Origin of the sequence: Deinococcus malanensis (genome assembly GCF_014647655.1) — a bacterium.
GTDB lineage: Bacteria > Deinococcota > Deinococci > Deinococcales > Deinococcaceae > Deinococcus > Deinococcus malanensis.
The window spans coordinates 28,593-50,113 of record NZ_BMPP01000013.1; the positions used below are offsets into that span (position 1 = coordinate 28,593).

The following is a 21,521-nucleotide window of genomic DNA, read 5'->3' on the forward strand; positions in this document are numbered from 1 at the left end:
GCATCAGAACAGAGGGCGTCGGAAAAGTGGGCACCCGGTGATGAATTACCTCAACCCAAGGGCCATTTTCAAAGGAGTCCCCAGAGGATCGGGAAAGGAGCAGACAGCTGCACGCGTCCATGGCAGCCATTCCCTGCTGTGCACCCTGCCGCACTTTCGTTGTGCCCACATATGGAAACGGCTTGTGCGGCCTGTCCAGCTGCCCAAAAGGCAGGGCCAAAGAAACATGGATTGAGTTCGCCTAAGCGCCTATCGGTCCTTTTTGGCCTTCACCGTACCTGAGGTTCTGTCAGCGGGGCAGGGACGCTTCATCCTGGGTGACCTGAAAGGAGTACCCCAGCCCACGAACTGTCTGAACGACGGGTCCCAGCCCAAGGACCGCCAGCTTCTGGCGGAGATTGAAGACCTGCACGTTCACGAGGTTGGTGCTTGCCCCAGTAGTCTCTCCCCAGGCCTCCCTGGCAAGGGCTTCGCGGGAGAACACCCGGTGAGGCTGCTTCATCAGCGCGCAGAGCAGTGCCGCCTCCTGTCTGCTCAATCTCACGGTCTGGCGGCCGGAAGTCACCTCACGCCGGCGCTGGTCGAGCGTCACGCCACCATGTGACTGAAGACCTGCAGAAGCCAGGGTATCGTCTGCCGCAGGCTGTCCTTCATCTGGGGTTTCGCGTCTGGGGGCGCTCAGGCCCGCCTCAGCAATATTCAGAAACATTGCCGGGTCCTGCAGGCCTTCAGGAATGGGTGCAGCCCCCAGGCGCATCCTGACCAGGTTTGAAGGTCCTGTCTCGAACAGGGTTGCCGCAGCGTCGAGGCTGCTCAGGACCACGTCTACGTCCTGAGCACTTCCGTCCATGAGCATGGCGAACTTGTGCTCATCGTAGCGGTACAGGCTTCGTTGCCTTCCAGGACTGCCCTGCAGAACGACCTTCCACACCTGCGCCCACCATTTCTCCTCCAGCGCGATGTCCCGGGTAAGACCTTCCAGGCAGAACAGCACCAGGAAAGAGGGGGCGCCCGGCCCGCTGTGACGCACCAGAACCCGCTCCAGCTCCTGTCGGCTGCCAGGCTGCTGGAGGTGATGTCTCTCCCTGGCTGCTTCCAGGCGCGACTGGTGTTCGCGCCGTGAGAGCGTGAGGCTCAGGATGTGCGCCGACGTGGACAGAAGCTGTCTGTCCCATGGATGCCAGGCGGTGGCTTCACCAAAGCGGGCGAACGATGCTACACGCCGCGTTCCCTCTACTGTCGTGAGGGGAAGCCAGGCCGCACTTCGGACCCCGGCGGAAAGCAGGGCCGTGGGACCAGCGTCCTGGTCCTGAACACTCAGAAACAGAGGTTTGCCTCCGGTCACCGCCGGGCGCCTGCGGTCTGGATGACTGTGATCAAGTTTCATCTGCTCGATGAACGCGGGCGACGCACCGGGTCCATGCCAGGCCGGGTCATCCACGGCAATAGGTTGGTCCTCTGCATGCACGCCCATCCACTGCACGTCCGTCGCCTGTGCCAGAAGTTGCCCCATGGTCTTGACCAGCTCGTCCGGGTCCAGATCGTAGGTCGCGAGTTCGGTCACCGCAGCGAGGGTCTGTGCCGTGTCGGTGGCGCGGCGCAGGTCCGTCAGCATCTGGGTTTTGGCCTGGGACTCGGTTTCCAGACTCTGCTTGGCCAGGCGCAAGTCCAGTTCGTCCATGGCGAGCGCAGCCAGATCCCCCAGCGTGGCCCGTTCCTCAGCAGTCAGACTGGCCCGGGGCTTCTGGTCAAGAATGCACAGGGTTCCAATCCGGAAACCATCATGCGTGATCAGCGGCGCGCCTCCGTAGAAGCGGGCATGGGCCGGGCCGTCGACCAGCGGACTGCTGCGGAACCGGGTGTCCTGCGTCGCATCGGGAATCACCAGAGGCTCCTCGGACAAAATGGTGTAGGCACAGAACGAGGTCGGGCGATCCAGCTCACGGGAGGTGGTTCCGAAGCAGGCTTTGGCCCACAGCCGGTGCTGATCGACCAGATTGATCAGGGCGACCGGCACCTTGAACAGCCGCGCGGCCAGCTGGGTCAGTCGGTCAAAACATGGCTCGGGAAGCGTATCGAGTACCGCGTACCGGGCGAGAGCTTCCAGACGCCTGAATTCATCGTGCGGAAGAGGAGCACTCACGCCTTTACTGTATCCAGTGGACTTTCCCGCTGGAATACCACAGGGCACCCCCCCGGCGGATACCCTGGAGGATGAATATCTCCGTCGTCGAATCTGGGTTACAGCCTGTCAATGAGCTGGTCAATATTTACTGATCACGTCAGTGGAGGAAAACCGCCCCAAATCGACTTTCCAGGCGCTGCTGCACTGCCCTGTCGCCTGACCTCCAGCCATCATGACGTTATGCTGCCTACAGGACAGTGTTCCTGCGCGCATCTCCACATCACTTCAGCGGGCCACTGACCGGCTCAGACGCATGACCTGGTTTGCTGAAAGCGGCACAGCCATACGCTGCATCACTGAACTGCACACAGTGCAGGTATGCCCATGACGCCGGTCACCCTCTTGCATTTGAACCGTGCACTCCCTCACACTGCACGTATGACGAAAAAATCCACGAAGGCCCCCGCCAAGAAGCCCGCTGCCGCCGCGAAAGCCGCCCCCAGGAAGGGTGCTGCACCCGCCGAGACCAAGATCGGCAAAACCCAGATGGTCGACATTGTCGCCGATAAGGCTGGCCTGACCAAAAAGCAGAGTGAGGAAGCGGTCAGCGTCATGCTTGAGAGCATTGTTGAAGCGGTGCGCAGTGGCAAAAGTGTCGGTCTGCCCGGCCTGGGCACCCTGAGCGTCCGCGAAACGGCCGCCCGCACCGGCGTGCGTCCTGGCACCAGTGAGCGCATTCAGATTCCTGCTGGCAAGAAGCTTGCGTTTAAGGTCGCCAGCACCCTCAAGGGCACCCTGTAAGCAACTGCAGACCCAGAAGCCCCCTCCGTGAGAGGGGGTTTTTCATGCGGGTCGAACGCGACCTGTTTCCAGGCGGAAGACTGGCGAACTCGGGCGTCATGACAGGTGGATCCTAACCGCAGGCCGCCCACAGAAAGATCAATCTTCCGCGTCAGTTCAGGCTGGTCTGGAACGTCTTGCCCAGGCCGGCCAGCTGATGGTGTCCCGTGAAAGCAATCCCTGTACGGTTATTCTCCGAAGGCAACCGTCACGTTCAGCCGGTCACACGCCTCGATCAGTGCGCTCCAGGGCTTGTGGGGATGCACGGAAGGGTTACCCGGTTCGATAGTCTCGCCATCCGGCAGGGTGACCGAATACCGCCCGTCCGGGTGCTCGGTCACCAGACATCCTCGTTCCTGAAGCGCTTCGACGTAGGGCTGCACCTGATGCTCGTCCATTCCCTACTGTACCCGGCACCCACCCGCTTAGTGCGCAGGCAGGTCGGCCGGTGCAGCGCGTATGCCTGCTGCCTGCGCGCGGCCCCCACCGGCTCCCGGATCAGACCTCACCCGGCCACTCCCGGCCATGCTCGGCCCACGCGGCCTCGATCCAGGTCAGCACGTCCAGGGGCAGTGGGCCATCCTCGACCAGACGAACGTTGCGCTCCAGATTCTCGACGTTGGCGGTGCCCACGATCACGCTGTGCACTCCTGGTGCATAGGCGCTGAAACGCAGTGCCAGGCTGGCCCAGTCAAGACCAGCCTGCTGACGGACCGCGTCCAGGTTCATGGCCTGCAGGCGTTCCCAGTAGATTTCGGCGTAGTCACCTGCCGGCCGCTCTGTGAAGCGCCAGGCCGCGTTGGCGATCGGACGCTTGGCGATCACGCCCAGGCCGCGCTCCGAGGTCAGCGGCAGGACATGATGACGGCTCCACTGGTCAGCGAGGTTGACACTGGTCTCCACCGAGCCGAACCGCCCGGAATTCACGGCCCAGGCCAGCGCCTCGTTCTCGCCGCTGTACGCGGCGACCCGGATATATCCGGCCTCGCGGGCGTCATCCAGGGCACCGAGCAGGTCTTCTCGCTTCAGGACGTCCAGCGGGCACGAGTGCAGGTGAAAAATATCGATCCAGTCTACCCTCATCCGCTGCAGAGCCTGTTCGATGCCGCGCCGGATGACCAGCGGCGTCCAGTCCTCGGTTCCCTCAACGCCGTACCCTCCCTTGCTGCTCAGGATGAAGTCGTTCCGGCGGTGCGCGAGGTGACGGCCGATGCGTTCCTCACTCAGGCCATAGCCCCGTGCCGTGTCCACCAGTGTCATGCCACGGTCGAGCGCGCGGTTAAGCAGGGTCCCTGCCGCCTCCTCGCTGAGGCTTGCGGCACCCACCTGCCCCGCTCCGAGTCCCAGCACGCTGACACTCAGGCCGGTCGTTCCAAATGCCCTTTGTTCCATGTTCCGCATTGTGCAGTGCTGAACAGGTGGACGCAGCGCTGAACAGGCAGGTGAAGCGGACTGGACAGGCTGCTTGCGCCACACAGGGACACCAGACGGACCATGCTCAGCCACGCTTTTGCGATCGGTATTTCCCGGAGTCTGCTGGAACCTTCGCCACGGCGTGAATCGCAGACGTACCCTCTTTTCCGCCTAAGAACCTCCAGGATTCCCGTTACCTGCCAGCCTGCATCTCAGGCCGTGGGCCACGGGTTTTCCATAGACTGACCAGAACGCCACCTGCCAGGATGCCGAGGGTAATGGCCAGACTCAACGCCGGGTCCATCTTGCCGAACAGCTGGGTGTAGAAAATCTTGCCGCCAATAAAGACCAGTACCAGGGCCAGGGCGGGCTTGAGAGCTTCGAAGCGGTGAATCAGTGCGTCCAGGGCGAAGTACAGGGCCCGTAGACCCAGAATCGCGAAGATATTGCTGGTGTACACCAGGAATGGATCCTGCGTAATGGCGAAGATGGCCGGGATCGAGTCCACCGCGAACACCAGGTCGGCGGCTTCAACCAGAACCAGCGCCAGAAGTAGAGGCGTGGCGTGAAGGCGCATCCGACCCGCTGCATCAGGCATCCGGGTGAGGAATTTCTGGCCATCAAGTTTGGGGCTGACGGGAAGAACTCGCTTGAGTGCCCGTACCACAGGATGACGCTCAAGATCAGGGGCGCTGGTATGGCCTCCCTTGGTCAGCAGCAGCTTGATGCCCGTCAGAAGCAGGAAGGCACCGAAGACCCACATGATCCAGTCGAACTGGGTGACCAGCGCGGTGCCCAGGCCGATCATCAGGCCGCGCAACACGATGACACCGAGAATGCCCCAGACCAGCACCCGATGCTGCAGATGCCGCGGAACAGCCAGGGCCCCAAAAATTACACTAATGACAAAGACATTGTCCAGCGCCAGCGCCTTCTCCACGGCGAAACCGGTGAAGTACTCGATTCCGCTCTGGGCGCCGAGTGCACTCCATACCCAAACGCCGAAGAGAAGGGCGACGCCGATGTAAAAGAGGCTGAGTTGCAGGCTGGCCTTGACGCCAATCTCGTGGGGATGCTCGGCGCCTGAGGCCGCAGCCCGGGACTGGCGGCGCTTGCCAAGAACGCCGAGGTCAAAGGCGAGCAGGGCAACCACCAGGATGATGAACATCAGCCACATCCAGGTGGGTTTGCCAAGCCACAGGTCAAAGAAAAATTCCATCAGTTTGCGCTCCTTGAAGGGAAGCGCCGCACAGGTCACTTGACTTCGGGGTCTGGCATAAGGCCAGACCCGGACAGGCACCGTGAGGCGGTTCTGTCCGAGTCTGGCCCTTGCTGTACGGAACGGGGCAGCATTGCCGCCCGAAATGACGTTCTCGCACTCCCTGCCTGGTCAAGGGCAGGGCGGCGTACTCCCCCGGAATTGAGAACAGTACATCAAGAATGCATGCTCAGAATTGTAAACAGCATTACTCTTCGTTGGGCTGACATGACGGCAAGTGGGTCCACTTGCCGTCATGGACGCTACGCGGGGAAGGACCACTCTGAATCTGCTGTCATGTATGGTGCACTGATATCAGGAGGATTATCTTGACGCAATCGCTCGATAGCCCCGTCCCCACCGAGCGGAAGGTGAGCTTTTCCGAGGCGACTGCAGTCTGGGCCCGGATCGCCGCACAATCCTTCGGCGGCCCTGCGGGACAGATCGCCGTGATGCACCGCATTCTGGTCGACGAGAAACGCTGGATCAGCGAGGAGCGCTTCCTCCACGCGCTGAACTACTGCATGCTGCTTCCCGGCCCGGAAGCCCAGCAACTCGCCATTTACATCGGCTGGCTGCTGCACGGCACCAGGGGAGGCATCGTCGCCGGGAGCCTGTTCGTCCTCCCGGGGTTTCTGTCCATCCTGGTGCTCAGCATCATCTATGCGCTGTATCAGGAAACAACCCTGGTACAGGCTGTTTTTTTCGGCTTGAAAGCCGCCGTGCTGGTTATCGTGCTTGACGCGGTGATCCGGATCGGGAAACGGGCCCTCAAGCACCCCCTGCTGGTCATGCTGGCTGGACTGGCTTTCATAGTCATCTTTTTTTTCAATGTTCCCTTTCCCCTAGTGGTCCTGGGCGCCGGGCTGATCGGATTTTTCGGCAGCCGGGTCCGTCCCGGAGTGTTCCAGGGCGGCGGTGGTCACGGCAGCAGCGCACATGGTGACGAGGTCAGGGACGCGGTCATCACCGCAGAAACCGCCATGCGGGTGACTCCAAGCTGGAACCGCTTCTTTCGAATTGCTTTCATTGGACTGGCCTCCTGGTTCGGCCCCCTGTTGCTGGTCGGGGCGCTGTTCGGCTTCAGCAGCGTCTTCTGGCAGATGTCAAAGTTTTTCAGTCAGATGGCGGTGGTGACCTTCGGCGGCGCCTATGCGGTGCTGGCTTACGTGGCCCAGGAGGCGGTGCAGGTGTTCGGGTGGCTCAGGCCCGGCGAGATGCTCAACGGCCTGGGAATGGCCGAGACCACGCCGGGGCCGCTGATTCAGGTCGTGCAATACGTGGGCTTCCTGGGCGCTTTCCGGGACCCGGAGAGCCTCACCCCACTCGCGGCGGGCATCCTGGCGTCCTTTGTCGTGACGTGGGCGACGTACGCGCCGTGCTTCCTGTGGATTTTCCTGGGTGCGCCGTACATCGAGCAGCTGCGTGGAAACAAAGCCCTGTCCGGGGCGCTGACGGCGATTACGGCGGCGGTAGTGGGCGTCATCCTCAACCTCAGCGTGTGGTTTGCCCTGAATACGTTGTTCTCGAAAGTCGGAGAAACGCATCTAGGACCGCTGCGGCTGTACACGCCGGACTGGACCACCCTGAGTGTGCCCTCCCTGGTCCTCTCGGTCATCGCGGGGATCGCCCTGTTCCGTTTCAATCTGGGGACCATTCCGACCCTGGCCCTGACCACCCTGCTCGGCGCAGCCTACGTTCTGCTCATCCCCTCGTCCGGCTGACCGGAGTCACCTTAACCGCAGATGCTCTTGCTTCCTGCTGGGGCCCGCAAGTCAGACGGCCTGCTCGCAGGAGGAGCAGAAAAAGACCTGAGTCCTCCGCGTCTTCTGGGGAAACATCACAGCGGGACATACGGTTCAGATGGGTCGGCGTGCTGCTCGCGGCGCTGCTTGAAACGGAAGCCACAGAGCAGAATGTCATCTGCTGAGGTCGGGATTGCAAATCCTTTATGGACCTTCCGGTGGGTTCCCCAAGCTGGGAGTGCCTCGTGGAAGACCTTGTCTTCCAGCCAGCGCAGAACCATGTTGACCTCTTACTTGCGGGTGCCGGTGGGATGAATCCGCTGGTGTATCGCCCTGGGTGCAGCGGCGCTTGACGGCGTAGTGCCAGCACCTCAGAAACGGAGAGTGGAGGTGAACAAATTTCTGCGTGACTGTCGCGCTTCTGATGCCACGGACTTGGTTTGAAGCGTGTTTCCTCAACTCTGGCCGGGCTTTTATTCCGTCGGCGGTGGACTCTGGCCCGCACGGCCTAAGCCCGTGCCTGCCCGACGCTCTTGGTTGCCTCTGTACGATCCGCTCATCATGAACGTCAATTTCCGACCTTCTCAGGTCGCGGTGTTTTTGCAAGTTCACAATGCGCGGGACAAAATTCAGCGTCACCAAGGAGACCAACATGCCGCACCTGCATCGACTGTCAGAGATCTCCAGCCGCCATAGCCAGGACTTCCAGCAAGCTGGAATTCATAATCCTGTTGGTCAGCCCGCCTACATGAGCGGCGGCCAGACCATCGGCAGGGTCGCCGACGCCCTGGTGGACGATACTCAGGGCCGTATCCGCTACCTGGTGGTTGATCAGGATGGCGGCAACATCAACGGCTCGGCCCTGATCCCCATCGGTCTGGCGCGCATCGAGAACGATGGCGTGTATTTCGATGACCTGTCTCAGGGTCAGTATTCCAGCCTGCACCGGTACAGCGACACCGAGGAATACACCTTCGAGCACCAGAGCAACGATGAACGTGTCCTGCGTGGTCAGGGGAACATGGCGGGGACCGCAGCCATGGCCACCACGACCGATACCACCCAGCGCGCCTACAACTACCGCGACGAGGACACCAGCGACCGGATGTTCAAGACGCCCGAGCGCCTCCAGCTGCTCGAAGAACGCCTTTCGGTCAACAAAGAGCGTTACCTGGCCGGCAGCGTCCAGATCGGCAAGCACGTCGAAACCCGACAGGAAAATGTTTCTGTGCCCCTGGAGCACGAGGAAGTGGTCATCGAACGCCATGCAGTGAGTGACGCCCGCCCGGTCGAGGGCAATGTTCATCTGGGCGACAACACCACGGTGCGGGTCGACGTCGAAGCCGAGCGTGCCAACATCGGCAAGCAGGCCTTCGTGACAGAAGAGGTTTCGGTAGGCAAACGCACCGTGACCGAGACGGAAACGCACACCGCTGAAGTGGGCCGCGAAGTGCTGGACGTCAACAAGTCCGGTGAAGTTCAGACCAACGGCACGCTAGACGACCGCCGCGACCGCAACAGCTGAGCACTGAGGCCTCGCCTCGCCCTACAGGAGATCTCATGACCCACAACCACCTGAAATCCCTTGTCGTAACCCTGGCTCTGGTCGCCGTACCCATGGGTGCATCGGCGCAAACAGGCGACGACACCACCGGGACCACAACTACCGAAACCGCTACCACCGAAACCACACAGACTGAAAACCGGGGTCCGGGCTTTCCCTGGGGGCTTCTGGGACTTCTCGGGCTTGCTGGCCTGATGAACCGCAAGCCTGAAGCCCGCACCGAAGTTCGCCTGGGCGGACCGACCGACGGTCCACGCAAAAGCTGAGTCCCAGAACTGAATCTGAACTCCAGGCGGCCTTCGGGCCGTCATTTTTTTGCAGGGCAACGGTAGCGCAGCGGTCCCCGACAGGCCTTGTTTATAGAACCCCGGGGCCGCCAGGCCCTTCCGCCCATGCTCCCATATACCGGAACGGAACCTTCGTCAGGATTTCGATTGACGACCGGCAGATACAGCTATAGACACACAGACACGGCTGGACTTCACTCTGGAAACTGGAAGGTCCAGGGACTTTTTGAATGTATGTCCCTGAAGCTGCTCTGCTCCTGAAGTCTTCAGCTGGACTCGAGCCCCTGCCTGCTCTGGGGAGAACGGCCGGTGTCCGCCGTCCCATGGCCACCGTCCTGTGCATCCAGCGCGGCGGCCAGATTCAGCTCCCCATCCTCGGCCTGGCGCACCAGTTCCGCGTCGCGCGCTTCCTGCACCGCCCTGACAGCCGCCTCACGCTCTTGATCCTCACGTTCGAGCTGCTCTTCGACTTTACCGCTGATCAGGGCCATGGCGACCGCGTCCGGGATGTCTGGAGCGTCCTGCAGGTAGAACTCCTGGTACATCGCCTTCAGGATGATCAGGAAAGGCACCGTCAGGAATGCACCGACCAGGCCGAACACACTGCCGAACAACAGGACACCCACCGTGACCGACAGCGGGTGCAGTTTCCCGGCGCCGCCCAGCAGGAATGGCGCCAGAATGAAGCCTTCGACCTGCTGGAACACCAGTGAGAACACCGCGACGTACACGGCTTTCTGAGGGTCATCGGCCAGGGTGAACAGGATTGGGGGCAGTGACGCCACGATGGGCCCCAGGTTCGGCACCAGTTCTCCCAGCGCCGCCAGCAGGCCGAACACCAGCCAGTTCTCCACACCAAGCAGCATCAAACCCAGCGCCATGAACCCGCCCGTGACCAGCATGATCAGGACCGTGGCCCGGCCCCAGTCGCCCAGCTGCTTGAGTACCTGGGCAAGAGCACGCGCCGCCTTCAGACGGTGCCGGGGTGGGACGGCGCCCAGCGCCCCATTGACCAGCGGCACGGGGTTGCTCAGCACAAACACCACCATCACCAGCGTCACCACACCGAGAAACAGCCCACCCACAGCAGTGCCTACCAGGTTCGGCAGCGCGCGGGCTGCCCGGGTGGTGAAGGATGTGGCCTGCTGAACGAGGCCGTGAATGGTGTCCTCAGACAGCGCGCCGCTGATGGCCGGGTACCCGGAGACCACCGAGTTGATGCGTTTTTCCAGTTCGGGGACGGTGCTGGGCAGGCTGCCGGAGAGCTGGCCCAGCTGCGTCACCACCGGCGGCACGGCCAGAAAAGCGAGCAGTGCAAGCGCGGCCAGGACCAGCAGCACGGTGGCCATACCCGCGGCAGCGCGCGGCATCCAGCGTTCCAGGAAGCGTGCAACCGGGTTCAGGGCGGTGGCCAGAATCAGGGCCAGGATGATCGCCAGGACGGCCGGTCCGACCTTTCCAAAGAAACTGAGGGTCAGCAGCACCCCGATGACGCCCAGGGCGACGGGCAGAAGATTCACCACCTGAATGCCGGCGCGAGGCATGCCGGATGGTCCTGGGGCTGGCGTATTGCGCTGAAAGGTCATAGATGAGTCTCATGATGACGACTCCCGCCTGATGTGGTCTTAAGCCATGCGGTGCCTCGGCCGGGCCTGTCGGGGGGAGCCGGGCCCAAGGGCGACAGGCCAAAAGCAGCTTGATTTGCAGCTGGGCCACTGAAGCATCATTCGCTGCCAGGTCAAGGCCGGGCGTCAAAGTGCATCTGAATGCTCAGTCCTGCCCATCAGCGCCATGCAAGCCTACCGGACCTCATGACGGCGAGCCCAGGTCCACCGCTGGGATCACCGATGTTGGAAGGACTCCGGACATAAGAGGATTTTTCGGAGAACGGGCGGCTGGCTTTTCTCTTGCATCCTGGATCTGATCCCGCTCCTGACTGCGGGAGAAAGGTAACTATCCGGGTTCTTTGGTACCACGCGCTGGACCTGCTTAGGCACGCCTGTAAACGAACTCTGGGCCAGAAACTTCAACAACTGGGTCCGCAGTGATTGCTCAGAGAGAGGGGTGGTCCCGCCGGATCCGCGCGATGAAGTTGTCCAGTCCTTCGGCGACGGGGTACAGCGGATAGATCAACCGGCCTTACTCGTCCTCCCGGCTGTGAGGCAGGCTTGCAAAATAGATGCGTTCTGTGCCCGACGGTTCCAGCCGGTAACAGAACACGCTGCCGGCCGGATCCGAGCAAAACGGGACGAGGTCACGGCCGATGATCTCTCCGTACCAGTCGTATTCGTCCTCCAGTTCCCCACTGCTCAGGCCAGAACGTGGGCTGGGCAGAGCACACCGGGGCGTCGGGAATCGGAACGTGGCATGCAGGCAGAAGCCCTCTATCCTGGGTAAGCAGCAGGTGCCTGTGGCGATCAGACAGCGTGATGCCGCGGGCGGCTTCGAAGGCGTCGAGGTCGGCTTGAGTCACCCCGTGGGCACCGGCCGCTGGCTGAATGTCGCTCATTTGCATGCAGTGAGGGTAGGACTGCTGCTGGACGAGGCATGTGGTCCCGTCAACGCCGCATTCAGGTTATGGGGGTCCCCACCACTCTGGCCAGGTTCGGTGGGCGGACCCGATCAAATTCCGGACCGCACGCGCAAGTTGGCTGGGCGCCAGAAAGTTTTCTCCGGAAGGCTCAGGCGGGTCCTCCTGGGCGTGATCTTCAGCAACGCCTGAAACCCGGTCTCGCGCGACATGGGCCTCATCTCCGGGGGTGACCACCACCAGACCACAAAGTCTTGCCTTGGTATGTGCGCAGCGTTTGTGTCGCTAAGCTCCAGGCATGAATTTCGTGCTGGGGGTGCGCCGTGCTGGGCCTTCTGGTTATCGGTTTCGAGGAAGCTACAGCTTTCAGGATTTCTGGAACCAATGTGAACTATTTTGTTGCCCGGGACTCGGTCACCACCGACAACCGCAGCATGATCCGAACTTTCGAAGTGAACGACACCACCGGCGAGACCTTTGTGCGCTTTGCCTGCGAGGGAAGGGTGATGCAGGCGTATTTCCACGGCAGGAATCCGCTGCTGACCCCAGCAACCCGGGAGATGGAACTGTACCCCCTGGTGGTGTACCAGGTGGACGCGCAGCAGCTGAAAACCGTCAAGGTGACCGGGATGCTCAGCGAGGGTGGAAAAGAGGTGCTCGAATCGGTGGCGTTCGAGAATGATGGGGTGATGCTCGAAGCGTTCCGCCACGCTGCGGAGCGTGTGACCCTGCGTATTCCCCGGCTGGGGATGTCGGAGCTTACGGAAGTTTTTGCGGTGAAGGGATTCTGCGAGGCGCTGGGCCGCATCAAGCCATGCTGACCCGGATGGGGATTGACTTTACGCAAGTTGGATCAGGCCAGGTCCATTTCACCCCAGGCTGACGCGATGGGGACGCTGGGCTTTCCTGTGAAGGATACGTTTTGGTGAGCAGAAAGCTAGAGCATTTGTCAAAAAGAAGCCGCCTTCCTGACCGGGTGGAACGAGGAGATTTTGCCGGCCGGGAAGGAGGATGGAGCCGTTGAAAACCCGTCTTCCTGGTGGCGCCATTCGGAGTACTGCTCTGAGCTGCCAGGGTGAAGGCGGTCAGGCACCTCTACCCCAGCCGCAGAACTTTTACCTGCCGTTCAGCTCGGCGATGTACATCTCCAACTGCTGGAGCAGGTAATCCTCCAGTTCGCCGTCCCCGGTGTCATGGGCAAACAGGGTACCTGCGCGCCGTGCGTGCCATAGCGCTTCATGGTGGCCCTGCTGATTGACTGCGCCGTCATACGCCTGCCGTGCCACGTGGCGAATTGCCGCCCTGCCCAGCTTCGACGCTTCCATTCCCTACCATATCAAGGGGTGAGGCAGATGGTCACCTGCCCAATCTCCTGACTTCAGTGACTCCTCGGGGGAGTTCCCTTACAACCAGCCCCTTGCAGTCGCAACGCCCGCCGGTGCAGACGTCAGAAACATGGTGCCTAGAAGGCTATTGGCTACCCATAGTGAACTCGGTCATCGTCATCCTGCGTGGACTGGAACTGGAGGGCCACGCCCAAGCAGCCAAGCAGGCACTCAGTTCAGCCTGATCAGACGCCACCTGCTGCCCAGCGATACAACGCATTGTGGGATCTCCAGAGGCGCCTTCGTGGGGTTGCTGTTGCCTGCTGACCTTCGGCGGGTGGGTGCTAGATTCGTGCAGACGTCGCCGCCTTCACTGGTCAGTTCCAGCGCGGGACGTCGGCTCTGGTGAAGCACCAGCTGAGCAAGAGTCGCCACTGAGCGTCAGTTACTCGTCCTGTCCCAGCGTCAGAGCGTGCCTGTTCCTGTCGGAGACTGGCCACTGACTGGCCCGCGTGGGGCACATGCGAAGGATGGTTGGTTCATCCGCGCGCATTCACATTAGGTTGCCACCAGAAGGGTAAACTCAAGGTCGCTCCATCCGCTGTTACATCCTGAAACTGAAGTTGCCTCGTCGCTTCGGCCTGCTTCTGGACCGGCGTGAGGAACCAGGAGGTCGTATGTCCATGCGTTACCTGAAAATTGCCACCCTGAGCCTTATGGTCACCGCCTGTGCCACTGTTTCGGCACCCGACCCGGTGACCATCCAGTTGCTGAACATCTCCGACTGGCATGCGCAGCTTGACCCGCTGACCGTGGGCAGCGGAGCCACACAACGCACCGTCGGTGGTGCAGCCACCCTGAGTGCTTATTTCAAACAGGACCGGGCAGCCAATCCCAATACCCTGACTCTGACCGGTGGAGACGCATACGGCGGTTCGCCGCCTCTGTCGAGCTTCTTCAATGAGATTCCGGCCATTGAGGCGATGAACGTCATGGGCTTTGATGCCGATACGTTCGGGAACCATAATTTTGACCGTGGGATTCAGGGCCTGCAGCCTCTGATTGACCGGGCGAAATTCCAGTACGTGTCGGCCAACCTGCAGAACCTTGAGGCGAACCTGAACAAGGTCAAGCGGTATCAGATCTTCACGGTTGGCGGCGTCAAGGTGGCCGTGATCGGGATCACCAACCCGGAAGCGCCCACGCTGGTTGCTCCGGGAGCGCTCGGAACACTCAAAGTGACGGACCCGGTGGCCGCGGCGACCCAGGCCCGTCAAATGGCCCGGGCAGAGGGTGCACGCGTCTTTGTGGCAATTACCCACCTGGGCGTGACGGGCAAGGACCCGGCCACACAGGCGCAGACCGGCCCGCTGATTGATTTTGCCAAGAGCGTGAACGGCTTTGACGTGATTTTCGGCGACCACACCAACGAGCAGTTCAGCGCCACCATCAACGGCGCCCTGGTCGTGGAGAACCTCAGCAAGGGCGCGACCTACTCCAAGGTGAACGTTACGGTGGACCGCTCCACCGGGCAGGTCACCGAACGCACCAACACCTTCGTGGAACCCGTCACTACAGGCGTGACGCCCGATCCGGCCGTCGAGCAGGTGCTCGCTCCCTACCGGGCACAACTTGCCCAGCAGCTTGACCGCAAGATCGGGGTGGCCACCGACGTGTTCCCGCGCGGCAGCAACATCGAACGCCTCCGGGAGGTCGCGCTTGGAAACCTGATCGCGGACGCATTCCGGGACCGGTACGGCACCCAGCTGGCGGTCCAGAACGGCGGCAGTATTCGCAGCGCCCTGCCGTCGAGCTACACGCCGCAGGACAAGTCCCTGCGCCGCCCCACGCCCGGCTATCAGCCCGGCCCGCCCTACGATGTCGTGGCAGGCGACGTCTACAGCGTCCTGCCATTCGGGAACACGGTCGTGACCCGCACTGTGACCGGCGCACAGCTGTACGCCGTGCTGGAGCACAGCGTCTCCTCCCTGCCGGCTGCCAACGGGCGCTTCCTGCAGGTCTCCGGCTTTTCGTTTACCTATGATGTCAGCAAGCCGGTGGGCTCCCGCATCGTGAGTGTCACCCTCGATAGCGGAGCGCCGATTCAGAAGGACGCCACGGTCTATACCCTGGCCGTGTCTGACTTCATCAACGCCGGTGGCGACGCCTACACCATGCTGGCCGACGGGCAGGGCACCACCCGTGAACCTGACGCGCAGGTTGTCCTGGAGTACATCCAGAAGGTGGGCACCATCACTCCGTCCACCGGCCAGCGCATCCGGGCCGTGGGCGGGAGCTGAGCCTCCTCCGCGAGAGAATCTTTCTGCACAAGAAGCTCACCTGTAATTCCTGAAAGCGCGCCTCTGCCGGCGCGCTTTTTCAGGTGAGTCACGCGGTGCTGGGTTTCGCCCTGATGACATGTTCGGTCACCACTGGCGTGGTGCTGTTTCAGCAGGCGCTGCTGGCCCCTTTCATATGCCTGCACCCCGTGCGCTCTACCTTGAAGCGCCATGAATTTCTGGTGGTCGCGTCGAGCGCGGACGCGACCGATCCCGCGCACGACCGCCGTGCCGAACGCCCGGCAATGACGCAGATGACCTGCGGAAAGGAGCCTCTATGATTCTTCCCCTGAGACTGTTGCTTGTTCTGGCTGGCCTTGCTGGTGGGGCCGGCGCCCAGGCCAGCGAATCGCCTCTCTCGATTGAACGCATGCGGGCCCGCACCTACCCAGGCAGCGCCCTGACCACCCGGCAGGCCCTGGCGCCCGGCCCGAACTATCAGCGGCGTGTCGTCTCATACCAGTCCGACGGACTGCGGATCAACGCGCTTCTGACGGTTCCCACAGGTACGCCACCCAAGGGTGGCTGGCCGGCGCTGGTGTTCAACCACGGGTACATTCCGCCTGAGGTCTACCGCACCACCGAGCGTTACGTCCCCTATGTCGATGCGTTCGCCAGGGCGGGATTCGTGGTGCTGAAGCCGGATTACCGTGGACACGGCACCTCCCAGGGCCAGGCCGTCGGCGCGGCGTACTGGACGCCGGACTACACCACCGACGTGCTGAATGCCGTTTCTTCACTGAAGACCCTTCCGAACGTCAACAGGGCGCGCGTGGGCATGTGGGGCCATTCGATGGGTGGACACATCACACTGCGGGCCATGGTGATCGACCCGCAGATCAAGGCCGGCGTGATCTGGGCGGGAGTTGTAGCGCCATACGACATGCTGATCAACGACCTGCCCAGGTGGGGCGCTGGCTCGCCTGGCGACCCGCGCGAGAAACTGCTTGCCACGCTTGGCCGACCGGAACGCAACCCGAAAGCGTACCAGGCCATCTCCCCGAACGCCTTTCTGAAGGATCTGAAGGGGCGTCCGCTGGAACTTCACCACGCGGCCGCAGACACGCACGTGCCGTACAGCTTCTCGCAGGCGCTGGCCAGGGGCCTCAAGGCCGCGGGGCAACCGCACACGCTCTACACCTACCAGAACGACAACCACGATCTCAGCCGGAACCTGGGCGCCGCCCTGGCACGTTCGGTGGCGTTCTTCCGCAAGAACCTCTGACCACCCACCTTCAGGAGGTCAATCCCATGACCAGCAACTCACCCCAGCACCGATCACCTTTCATCCCCGCTTCCAGGCGTCAGCGTTTGCCCGGCCGCGCCTGTCTACTGGCGGCCCTGCTGTCGGGGGTGGCCGGCGCGTATACCGTCAGGCCGGGCGATACCCTCTTCGGCCTTGCCCGGGCCCACGGCACCACTGTGGCCGAGCTGCTGCGCCTCAATGACCTGACAGGCACGACCCTCGAAGTGGGGCAGACCCTGCGGCTGCCCGGGGAGAGCACCAGTAGTTCACCAGTCCCTGCGGCTGCCGGAGCCACGATTGCGGGCCTGAACGTGACCGCGCCGGCGACCCTGAAGATGGGCGACGCCTTCGTGGTGCGCCTCAGTGGTCCGCGCGCGGGGCAGGCCGTGGTCCGCTTTCCCAGCGAGACCGGCGAGGATGTGCGGCAGCCCGCTGAGGTGCTCACGCCGATCGCAGTGGGAAATGAGTTCATCGTACTGGGGCGGGTGGTCCTCGGAAAAACGACGCCAGTGGAGTATGAGGTCCAGATCGGCCAGGAGATTGTCCGGCGCAGCATTCCAGTCGGTGGGCTTGGCCAGCGGATTCAGCGGCTGAAGTTGCCCCCGAGCGTCACCAACAAGCTCAAGGACCCCGCCCACAAAGCCGAGGACGCCGCCGTGGAGCAGACGTACACAAGGCGCACCGCCCCCGTCTGGTCCAAGCCCTTTCAGGAGGCAGTGAAGATCCGTGCCCAGAGCAGCGCGTTCGGACAGCCCCGCACCTATGTGGTCGGTGGACCGGTGCAGTTTCACTACGGCACGGATTACCCTGCGCCGGCAGGAACGCCGGTGAGTGCAGTCAACGACGGAATGGTGGTCATGGCGGGGATGTACCCGGTCCGTGGAGGACTGGTGGTGATCGACCACGGCGCCGGGCTGTCGAGCATGTATTTTCATCAGCGCCGCGTGGTGGTTCAGGTCGGGCAGAAAGTCGTGCGTGGTCAGAAAATCGGTGAGGTGGGCAGCACCGGCCTGAGCACCGGGGCGCACCTTCATCTGGAGATGCGGCTCCGGGGAGAAGGAACCGATCCGGCGGCCTGGATCAATCGCCTCTGGCCAAGGTAGGGCTGCAAAACAGAGGACACCTCTTCGGAAGTGTCCTCTGCTGCTGTGTTCAGGTGCGCTCAGGTGTACTTGAGGGCTTCCATCAGTTCTTCGACAATCTCGACACTGTCGCCCCGGGTGGAGGCGGTGGCGACGTGCGCTTCAAGGTGGCCACGAAGTACAACCTCGCCAGCCCCACTCAGTGCGCCCTGCACGGCCTTGAGTTGCCGCAGGACGTCCACGCAGTACGCGTCGTCCTTTTCCAGCATGGCCACGATGCTGTCAAGGTGGCCCCGGGCGATCTTCAGGCGGCGTGCGGCACGTTTGCGGGAATCCTCGGGCATACACAGGTGCCCGGCCGCCGGCGGGTGACAGGCGGCGGCTTTGTCCTTCGCGACCGTCACGTTACTGACGGACCTGGGCGCCGTATCCTTCTTCAGTGACGGCCGCGATCAGGGCCTGGGCATCGGCGTTGCCTTCCACGGCCGCGGTGCCACCTTTCAGGTCGACGCGAACGTCCTCGACTCCGGGGACGTCCTTGAGGGCGTTCTTTACGGCGGTTTCGCAGTGTCCGCAGGTCATTCCGCTCACGATCAGTTCAGTCGTCATGTCATTAGGGTAGACCCCCGCAGGGGGGATGTCAAGCTGAAGCTTTGATCGCGGGCCGAATATGCAACCTGCCACGCTTGCTGATCGGATTCAATTGACGTATGCTTTTCCTGTACCCCCCGGAGGGGGATAGGAGAGGCCATGACCAGAACAGTGGAACTCGGCGTGCAGGGTATGACCTGCGCCAGCTGTGTGGGACGCGTCGAACGCGGACTGAGCAAGGTTGAAGGTGTGGACCAGGCGACCGTCAACTTGGCCACCGAACGCGCCACCGTCACCTATGATCCGGAGCAAACGAGCCCCCAGGCCCTGATGGACAAGGTCAAAGCCATCGGCTACGAGCCAGTGACCGGCACGCTAGAGCTCGGCGTGCAGGGCATGACCTGCGCCAACTGTGTTGGACGTGTCGAACGCGCGCTGAAAAAAGTCGACGGTGTGCTTGAGGCGACCGTCAACCTGGCCACCGAACGCGCCAGCATCCGGTACCTGCCCGCCAGTGTCAGTCCCGGGCAACTCAAGGCCGCCGTCAGGGCGTCCGGCTACGAGATCCTCGAAAGCGAGGCTGGAAAGGACCGTACCGATCAGGAACGCGAAGCGCGCGAGCGTGAAGTACGGGAGCTGCGGCGTGCCGTGACGTTCAGTGCCGTCTTTGCCATCCCCCTGCTGCTGCTCGCGATGGTCCCTATGCTGTATATGCCGTTTCACATGTGGCTGACGGGTTACGTGGACATGGGCACCCTCAACTGGGTCATGCTGGCGCTCGCCGCCCCCGTCCAGTTCGGCCCCGGACTGCGCTTCTACCGCCTGGGCTGGAAGAGCCTCACGCACCGCTCGCCGGACATGAACAGCCTGGTCATGATCGGTACCTCCGCGGCCTTCTTCTACAGTCTGGTTGCCACCGTCGCCCCGGGCCTGTTCCCGGAAGGCACCGCCCACGTGTACTACGAAGCCAGCGCTGTGGTCATCACGCTGATCCTGCTCGGCAAGTACTTCGAAGCCATCGCCAAAGGCCGCAGCAGCGAGGCCATGAAGAAGCTGCTCTCCCTGCAGGCCAAAACCGCTCGTGTGGTCCGGCAGGGGCAGGAACTGGAAATCCCCACCGACGAAGTCCTGATCGGTGACCTGCTCGCCGTGCGCCCGGGCGAAAAAATTCCGGTGGACGGTGAGGTGATGGGCGGAAACAGCTTCGTGGACGAGAGCATGATCACCGGCGAACCGGTGCCGGTCAACAAGCAGGCCGGCTCAGGCGTGGTGGGTGGCACCATCAACCAGAACGGGGCGTTCACGTTCAAAGCCACCAGGGTGGGTGCCGACACCGCCCTGGCCCAGATCATCAAACTGGTCGAGACGGCCCAGGGCAGCAAGCCGCCCATCCAGGGCCTGGCCGACAAGGTGGTCAGTGTCTTCGTGCCCGTCGTGCTGGTGATCGCGGCCCTGACCTTCGTCCTGTGGATGGTTTTCGGCGGGCAGACCGCCCTGAGCTTCGCGCTGGTGAACATGGTGGCGGTGCTGATCATCGCCTGCCCCTGCGCGATGGGTCTCGCGACCCCCACCAGCATCATGGTGGGTACCGGCAAGGCCGCCGAACTGGGGGTCCTTTTCCGCAACGGCGCAGCGCTTGAGGGCCTCCAAGGCGTGAAGGTGGTCGCCGTCGATAAAACAGGCACGCTGACCAAGGGGAGGCCTGAACTGACCGACCTGGTGACTACGGCCGGCTTTGACCGCACGCAGGTTCTTAGCCTCGTCGCGGCTGCCGAAGGGCAGAGTGAACACCCCATCGCGCTGGCCATCGTGGACGCCGCGAAGCGCGAAGGCCTGATGATCCCCGTCCCGGAGCACTTTGAAGCCGTCCCTGGCTTCGGACTGGAAGCGCGTGTCGCGGGTCACCTCGTGCAGGTGGGCGCCGACCGGTACATGACCCGTCTGGGCCTGGATACCGCTGCGTTCACCGCTCAGGCCCACGGGCTGGGAGACGAAGGCAAGTCTCCGCTGTATGCCGCGATAGACGGGCAGCTCGCGGCCATCATCGCCGTGGCCGACCCCATCAAGGAGGGCAGCCTGGAAGCGGTGAGCGCGCTGCACCGCCAGGGCCTGAAGGTCGCCATGATTACAGGGGACAACCAGCGAACTGCCCACGCCATTGCCCGGCAGCTGGGCATCGACGAGGTGCTTGCCGAAGTGCTGCCCAGCGGCAAGAGCGACGCGGTGAAGGCATTGCAGGCCCAGGGGCACAAGGTCGCCTTTGTGGGGGACGGTATCAACGACGCGCCCGCCCTGGCTCAGGCGGATGTTGGTCTGGCGATCGGCACCGGCACCGATGTGGCCGTGGAGACCGCCGATGTGATCCTGATGAGCGGTGACCTGCGCGGCGTGCCGAACGCCTATGCACTGTCCCGGGCCACGCTGCGCAACATCCGGCTGAACCTGTTCTGGGCCTTCGCGTACAACATCGTGCTCATTCCGGTCGCCGCCGGCGTGCTGTACCCGGCCTTCGGCTGGCTGCTCAGCCCCGTCCTGGCGGCGGCGGCGATGGGCTTTTCCAGCGTGTTCGTGCTGACCAATGCCCTGCGCCTGCGCGGCTTCCGGCCCCCTGTTCGTCCGGGACCGGTCACCGCACCAGCGCTCCCTTCTTCACCCCTCCACGCCTGAATCACGACCGGGGGTGTCATGCCCCCGGCGTATGTGCAAGAAAGGACACCCTGATGACGAAACTGACTGTAGGCCCCTGGATTGCCGCTCAAAAACTGCCCAGCCGTGATGTGGCCCGCGACCGCCACGCATTCCTCGAGCGGGTCCGGGTCCGCGAGGAAAGCCAGAACGTGGCCGGATTTCCCCTGGTCGGGCTGGGAGGCAGCTGTGGCAAGCCCTGCTTCCAGCTCCCGTATGTTCTGACCTGGACCGACCAGAACACCCACGGCCTCGAACAGGTGGCCGAAAGATTCGGCTGTTATGTGGAATACGGCGTGTATCCGCACCTTAAACTCCACGAGAACGATCAGGAAGTCGCGGCGGTTCAGGACTGGACGACCTTTGCCATGGTTTACCTGAGGCCTGGGTACGAGCGTGCCCAGGAACTCCTCGTGGACCTCGCTGAAACGCTGCGACCAGCGTAAGGAGCAGGGACCGCCGCCGGCCCCGCCTGTTGGTGAGGCGGCCGG

General features: G+C 62.8%; 20 protein-coding genes. 11 read left to right on the forward strand and 9 right to left on the reverse strand.

Features of this window, described 5'->3' with window-relative positions:
- Positions 1-289: 289 nt before the first annotated feature.
- On the reverse strand, positions 290-2,143 hold the full coding sequence (locus IEY49_RS14620) for a winged helix-turn-helix domain-containing protein (RefSeq protein WP_189010117.1): 1,854 nt from the start codon (positions 2,141-2,143) through the stop codon (positions 290-292).
- Positions 2,144-2,563: 420 nt separating this feature from the next.
- On the opposite strand from IEY49_RS14620, the gene IEY49_RS14625 reads away from it, so the two are divergent.
- Positions 2,564-2,926, forward strand: coding sequence for an HU family DNA-binding protein (locus tag IEY49_RS14625; RefSeq protein ID WP_189010119.1), 363 nt, complete (start codon positions 2,564-2,566; stop codon positions 2,924-2,926).
- 227 nt (positions 2,927-3,153) lie between these two features.
- Here IEY49_RS14625 and IEY49_RS14630 read toward each other — a convergent pair whose 3' ends face one another.
- The 3 genes from IEY49_RS14630 to IEY49_RS14640 form a co-directional block, all read right to left on the reverse strand.
- Positions 3,154-3,363, reverse strand: a complete 210-nt coding sequence (locus tag IEY49_RS14630; protein WP_189010121.1) for a hypothetical protein — start codon at positions 3,361-3,363, stop codon at positions 3,154-3,156.
- A gap of 100 nt (positions 3,364-3,463) precedes the next feature.
- Positions 3,464-4,357: an aldo/keto reductase gene (locus IEY49_RS14635; RefSeq protein ID WP_189010123.1), complete on the reverse strand. Its 894-nt coding sequence runs from the start codon at positions 4,355-4,357 to the stop codon at positions 3,464-3,466.
- Positions 4,358-4,571: 214 nt separating this feature from the next.
- On the reverse strand, positions 4,572-5,597 hold the full coding sequence (locus IEY49_RS14640; protein WP_189010132.1) for a TerC/Alx family metal homeostasis membrane protein: 1,026 nt from the start codon (positions 5,595-5,597) through the stop codon (positions 4,572-4,574).
- A gap of 368 nt (positions 5,598-5,965) precedes the next feature.
- Here IEY49_RS14640 and chrA point away from each other — a divergent pair, with 368 nt between their 5' ends.
- The gene (gene chrA, locus IEY49_RS14645) at positions 5,966-7,360 is read left to right on the forward strand and encodes a chromate efflux transporter (protein WP_189010134.1); all 1,395 of its coding nucleotides are present in this window, start codon (positions 5,966-5,968) and stop codon (positions 7,358-7,360) included.
- 116 nt (positions 7,361-7,476) lie between these two features.
- Here the strand turns inward: chrA and IEY49_RS14650 are convergent, their stop codons facing one another.
- Complete coding sequence (locus IEY49_RS14650; RefSeq protein WP_189010136.1) at positions 7,477-7,662, reverse strand: hypothetical protein; 186 nt, start codon at positions 7,660-7,662, stop codon at positions 7,477-7,479.
- Positions 7,663-8,033: 371 nt separating this feature from the next.
- Between IEY49_RS14650 and IEY49_RS14655 the strand changes: the two genes are divergently transcribed.
- Positions 8,034-8,906, forward strand: a complete 873-nt coding sequence (locus tag IEY49_RS14655; protein WP_189010138.1) for a DUF2382 domain-containing protein — start codon at positions 8,034-8,036, stop codon at positions 8,904-8,906.
- A gap of 35 nt (positions 8,907-8,941) precedes the next feature.
- On the forward strand, positions 8,942-9,211 hold the full coding sequence (locus IEY49_RS14660; RefSeq protein WP_189010140.1) for a WGxxGxxG family protein: 270 nt from the start codon (positions 8,942-8,944) through the stop codon (positions 9,209-9,211).
- Positions 9,212-9,498: 287 nt separating this feature from the next.
- On the opposite strand, the gene IEY49_RS14665 is transcribed toward IEY49_RS14660, so the two are convergent.
- Entirely contained in the window at positions 9,499-10,818 is a 1,320-nt protein-coding gene (locus IEY49_RS14665; RefSeq protein WP_229780824.1) for an AI-2E family transporter, read from the reverse strand.
- Positions 10,819-12,148: 1,330 nt separating this feature from the next.
- On the opposite strand from IEY49_RS14665, the gene IEY49_RS14670 reads away from it, so the two are divergent.
- Positions 12,149-12,583 carry a hypothetical protein gene (locus tag IEY49_RS14670; protein ID WP_229780825.1) on the forward strand — a complete coding sequence of 145 codons (435 nt, stop codon included), beginning with the start codon at positions 12,149-12,151 and terminating at the stop codon, positions 12,581-12,583.
- A gap of 294 nt (positions 12,584-12,877) precedes the next feature.
- On the opposite strand, the gene IEY49_RS14675 is transcribed toward IEY49_RS14670, so the two are convergent.
- Positions 12,878-13,087, reverse strand: a complete 210-nt coding sequence (locus tag IEY49_RS14675; protein ID WP_189010144.1) for a hypothetical protein — start codon at positions 13,085-13,087, stop codon at positions 12,878-12,880.
- Between the two features lie 677 nt (positions 13,088-13,764).
- Between IEY49_RS14675 and IEY49_RS14680 the strand changes: the two genes are divergently transcribed.
- The 4 genes from IEY49_RS14680 (at position 13,765) to IEY49_RS14695 (ending at position 17,775) form a co-directional block, all read left to right on the forward strand.
- Entirely contained in the window at positions 13,765-15,387 is a 1,623-nt protein-coding gene (locus IEY49_RS14680) for a bifunctional metallophosphatase/5'-nucleotidase (protein ID WP_189010146.1), read from the forward strand.
- Between the two features lie 95 nt (positions 15,388-15,482).
- Positions 15,483-15,707 carry a hypothetical protein gene (locus IEY49_RS14685; protein ID WP_189010148.1) on the forward strand — a complete coding sequence of 75 codons (225 nt, stop codon included), beginning with the start codon at positions 15,483-15,485 and terminating at the stop codon, positions 15,705-15,707.
- A complete protein-coding gene (locus IEY49_RS14690; RefSeq protein WP_189010150.1) occupies positions 15,704-16,651 on the forward strand; it encodes an alpha/beta hydrolase family protein in 948 nt (315 codons plus the stop codon). Before IEY49_RS14685 ends, IEY49_RS14690 begins: the two co-directional genes overlap by 4 nt.
- Positions 16,652-16,677: 26 nt before the next feature.
- Entirely contained in the window at positions 16,678-17,775 is a 1,098-nt protein-coding gene (locus IEY49_RS14695) for a M23 family metallopeptidase (protein ID WP_189010152.1), read from the forward strand.
- A gap of 59 nt (positions 17,776-17,834) precedes the next feature.
- Here the strand turns inward: IEY49_RS14695 and IEY49_RS14700 are convergent, their stop codons facing one another.
- Both IEY49_RS14700 and IEY49_RS14705 read right to left on the reverse strand, forming a co-directional pair.
- Positions 17,835-18,098 (reverse strand): metal-sensitive transcriptional regulator, encoded by a 264-nt coding sequence (locus IEY49_RS14700; RefSeq protein ID WP_189010264.1) that lies wholly within the window; start codon positions 18,096-18,098, stop codon positions 17,835-17,837.
- A gap of 61 nt (positions 18,099-18,159) precedes the next feature.
- Positions 18,160-18,363 (reverse strand): CopZ family metallochaperone, encoded by a 204-nt coding sequence (locus IEY49_RS14705; RefSeq protein WP_189010154.1) that lies wholly within the window; start codon positions 18,361-18,363, stop codon positions 18,160-18,162.
- A gap of 141 nt (positions 18,364-18,504) precedes the next feature.
- On the opposite strand from IEY49_RS14705, the gene IEY49_RS14710 reads away from it, so the two are divergent.
- Positions 18,505-21,012 carry a heavy metal translocating P-type ATPase gene (locus IEY49_RS14710; RefSeq protein ID WP_189010155.1) on the forward strand — a complete coding sequence of 836 codons (2,508 nt, stop codon included), beginning with the start codon at positions 18,505-18,507 and terminating at the stop codon, positions 21,010-21,012.
- Between the two features lie 53 nt (positions 21,013-21,065).
- Positions 21,066-21,476 (forward strand): hypothetical protein, encoded by a 411-nt coding sequence (locus IEY49_RS14715; protein ID WP_189010157.1) that lies wholly within the window; start codon positions 21,066-21,068, stop codon positions 21,474-21,476.
- Positions 21,477-21,521: the final 45 nt, after the last annotated feature.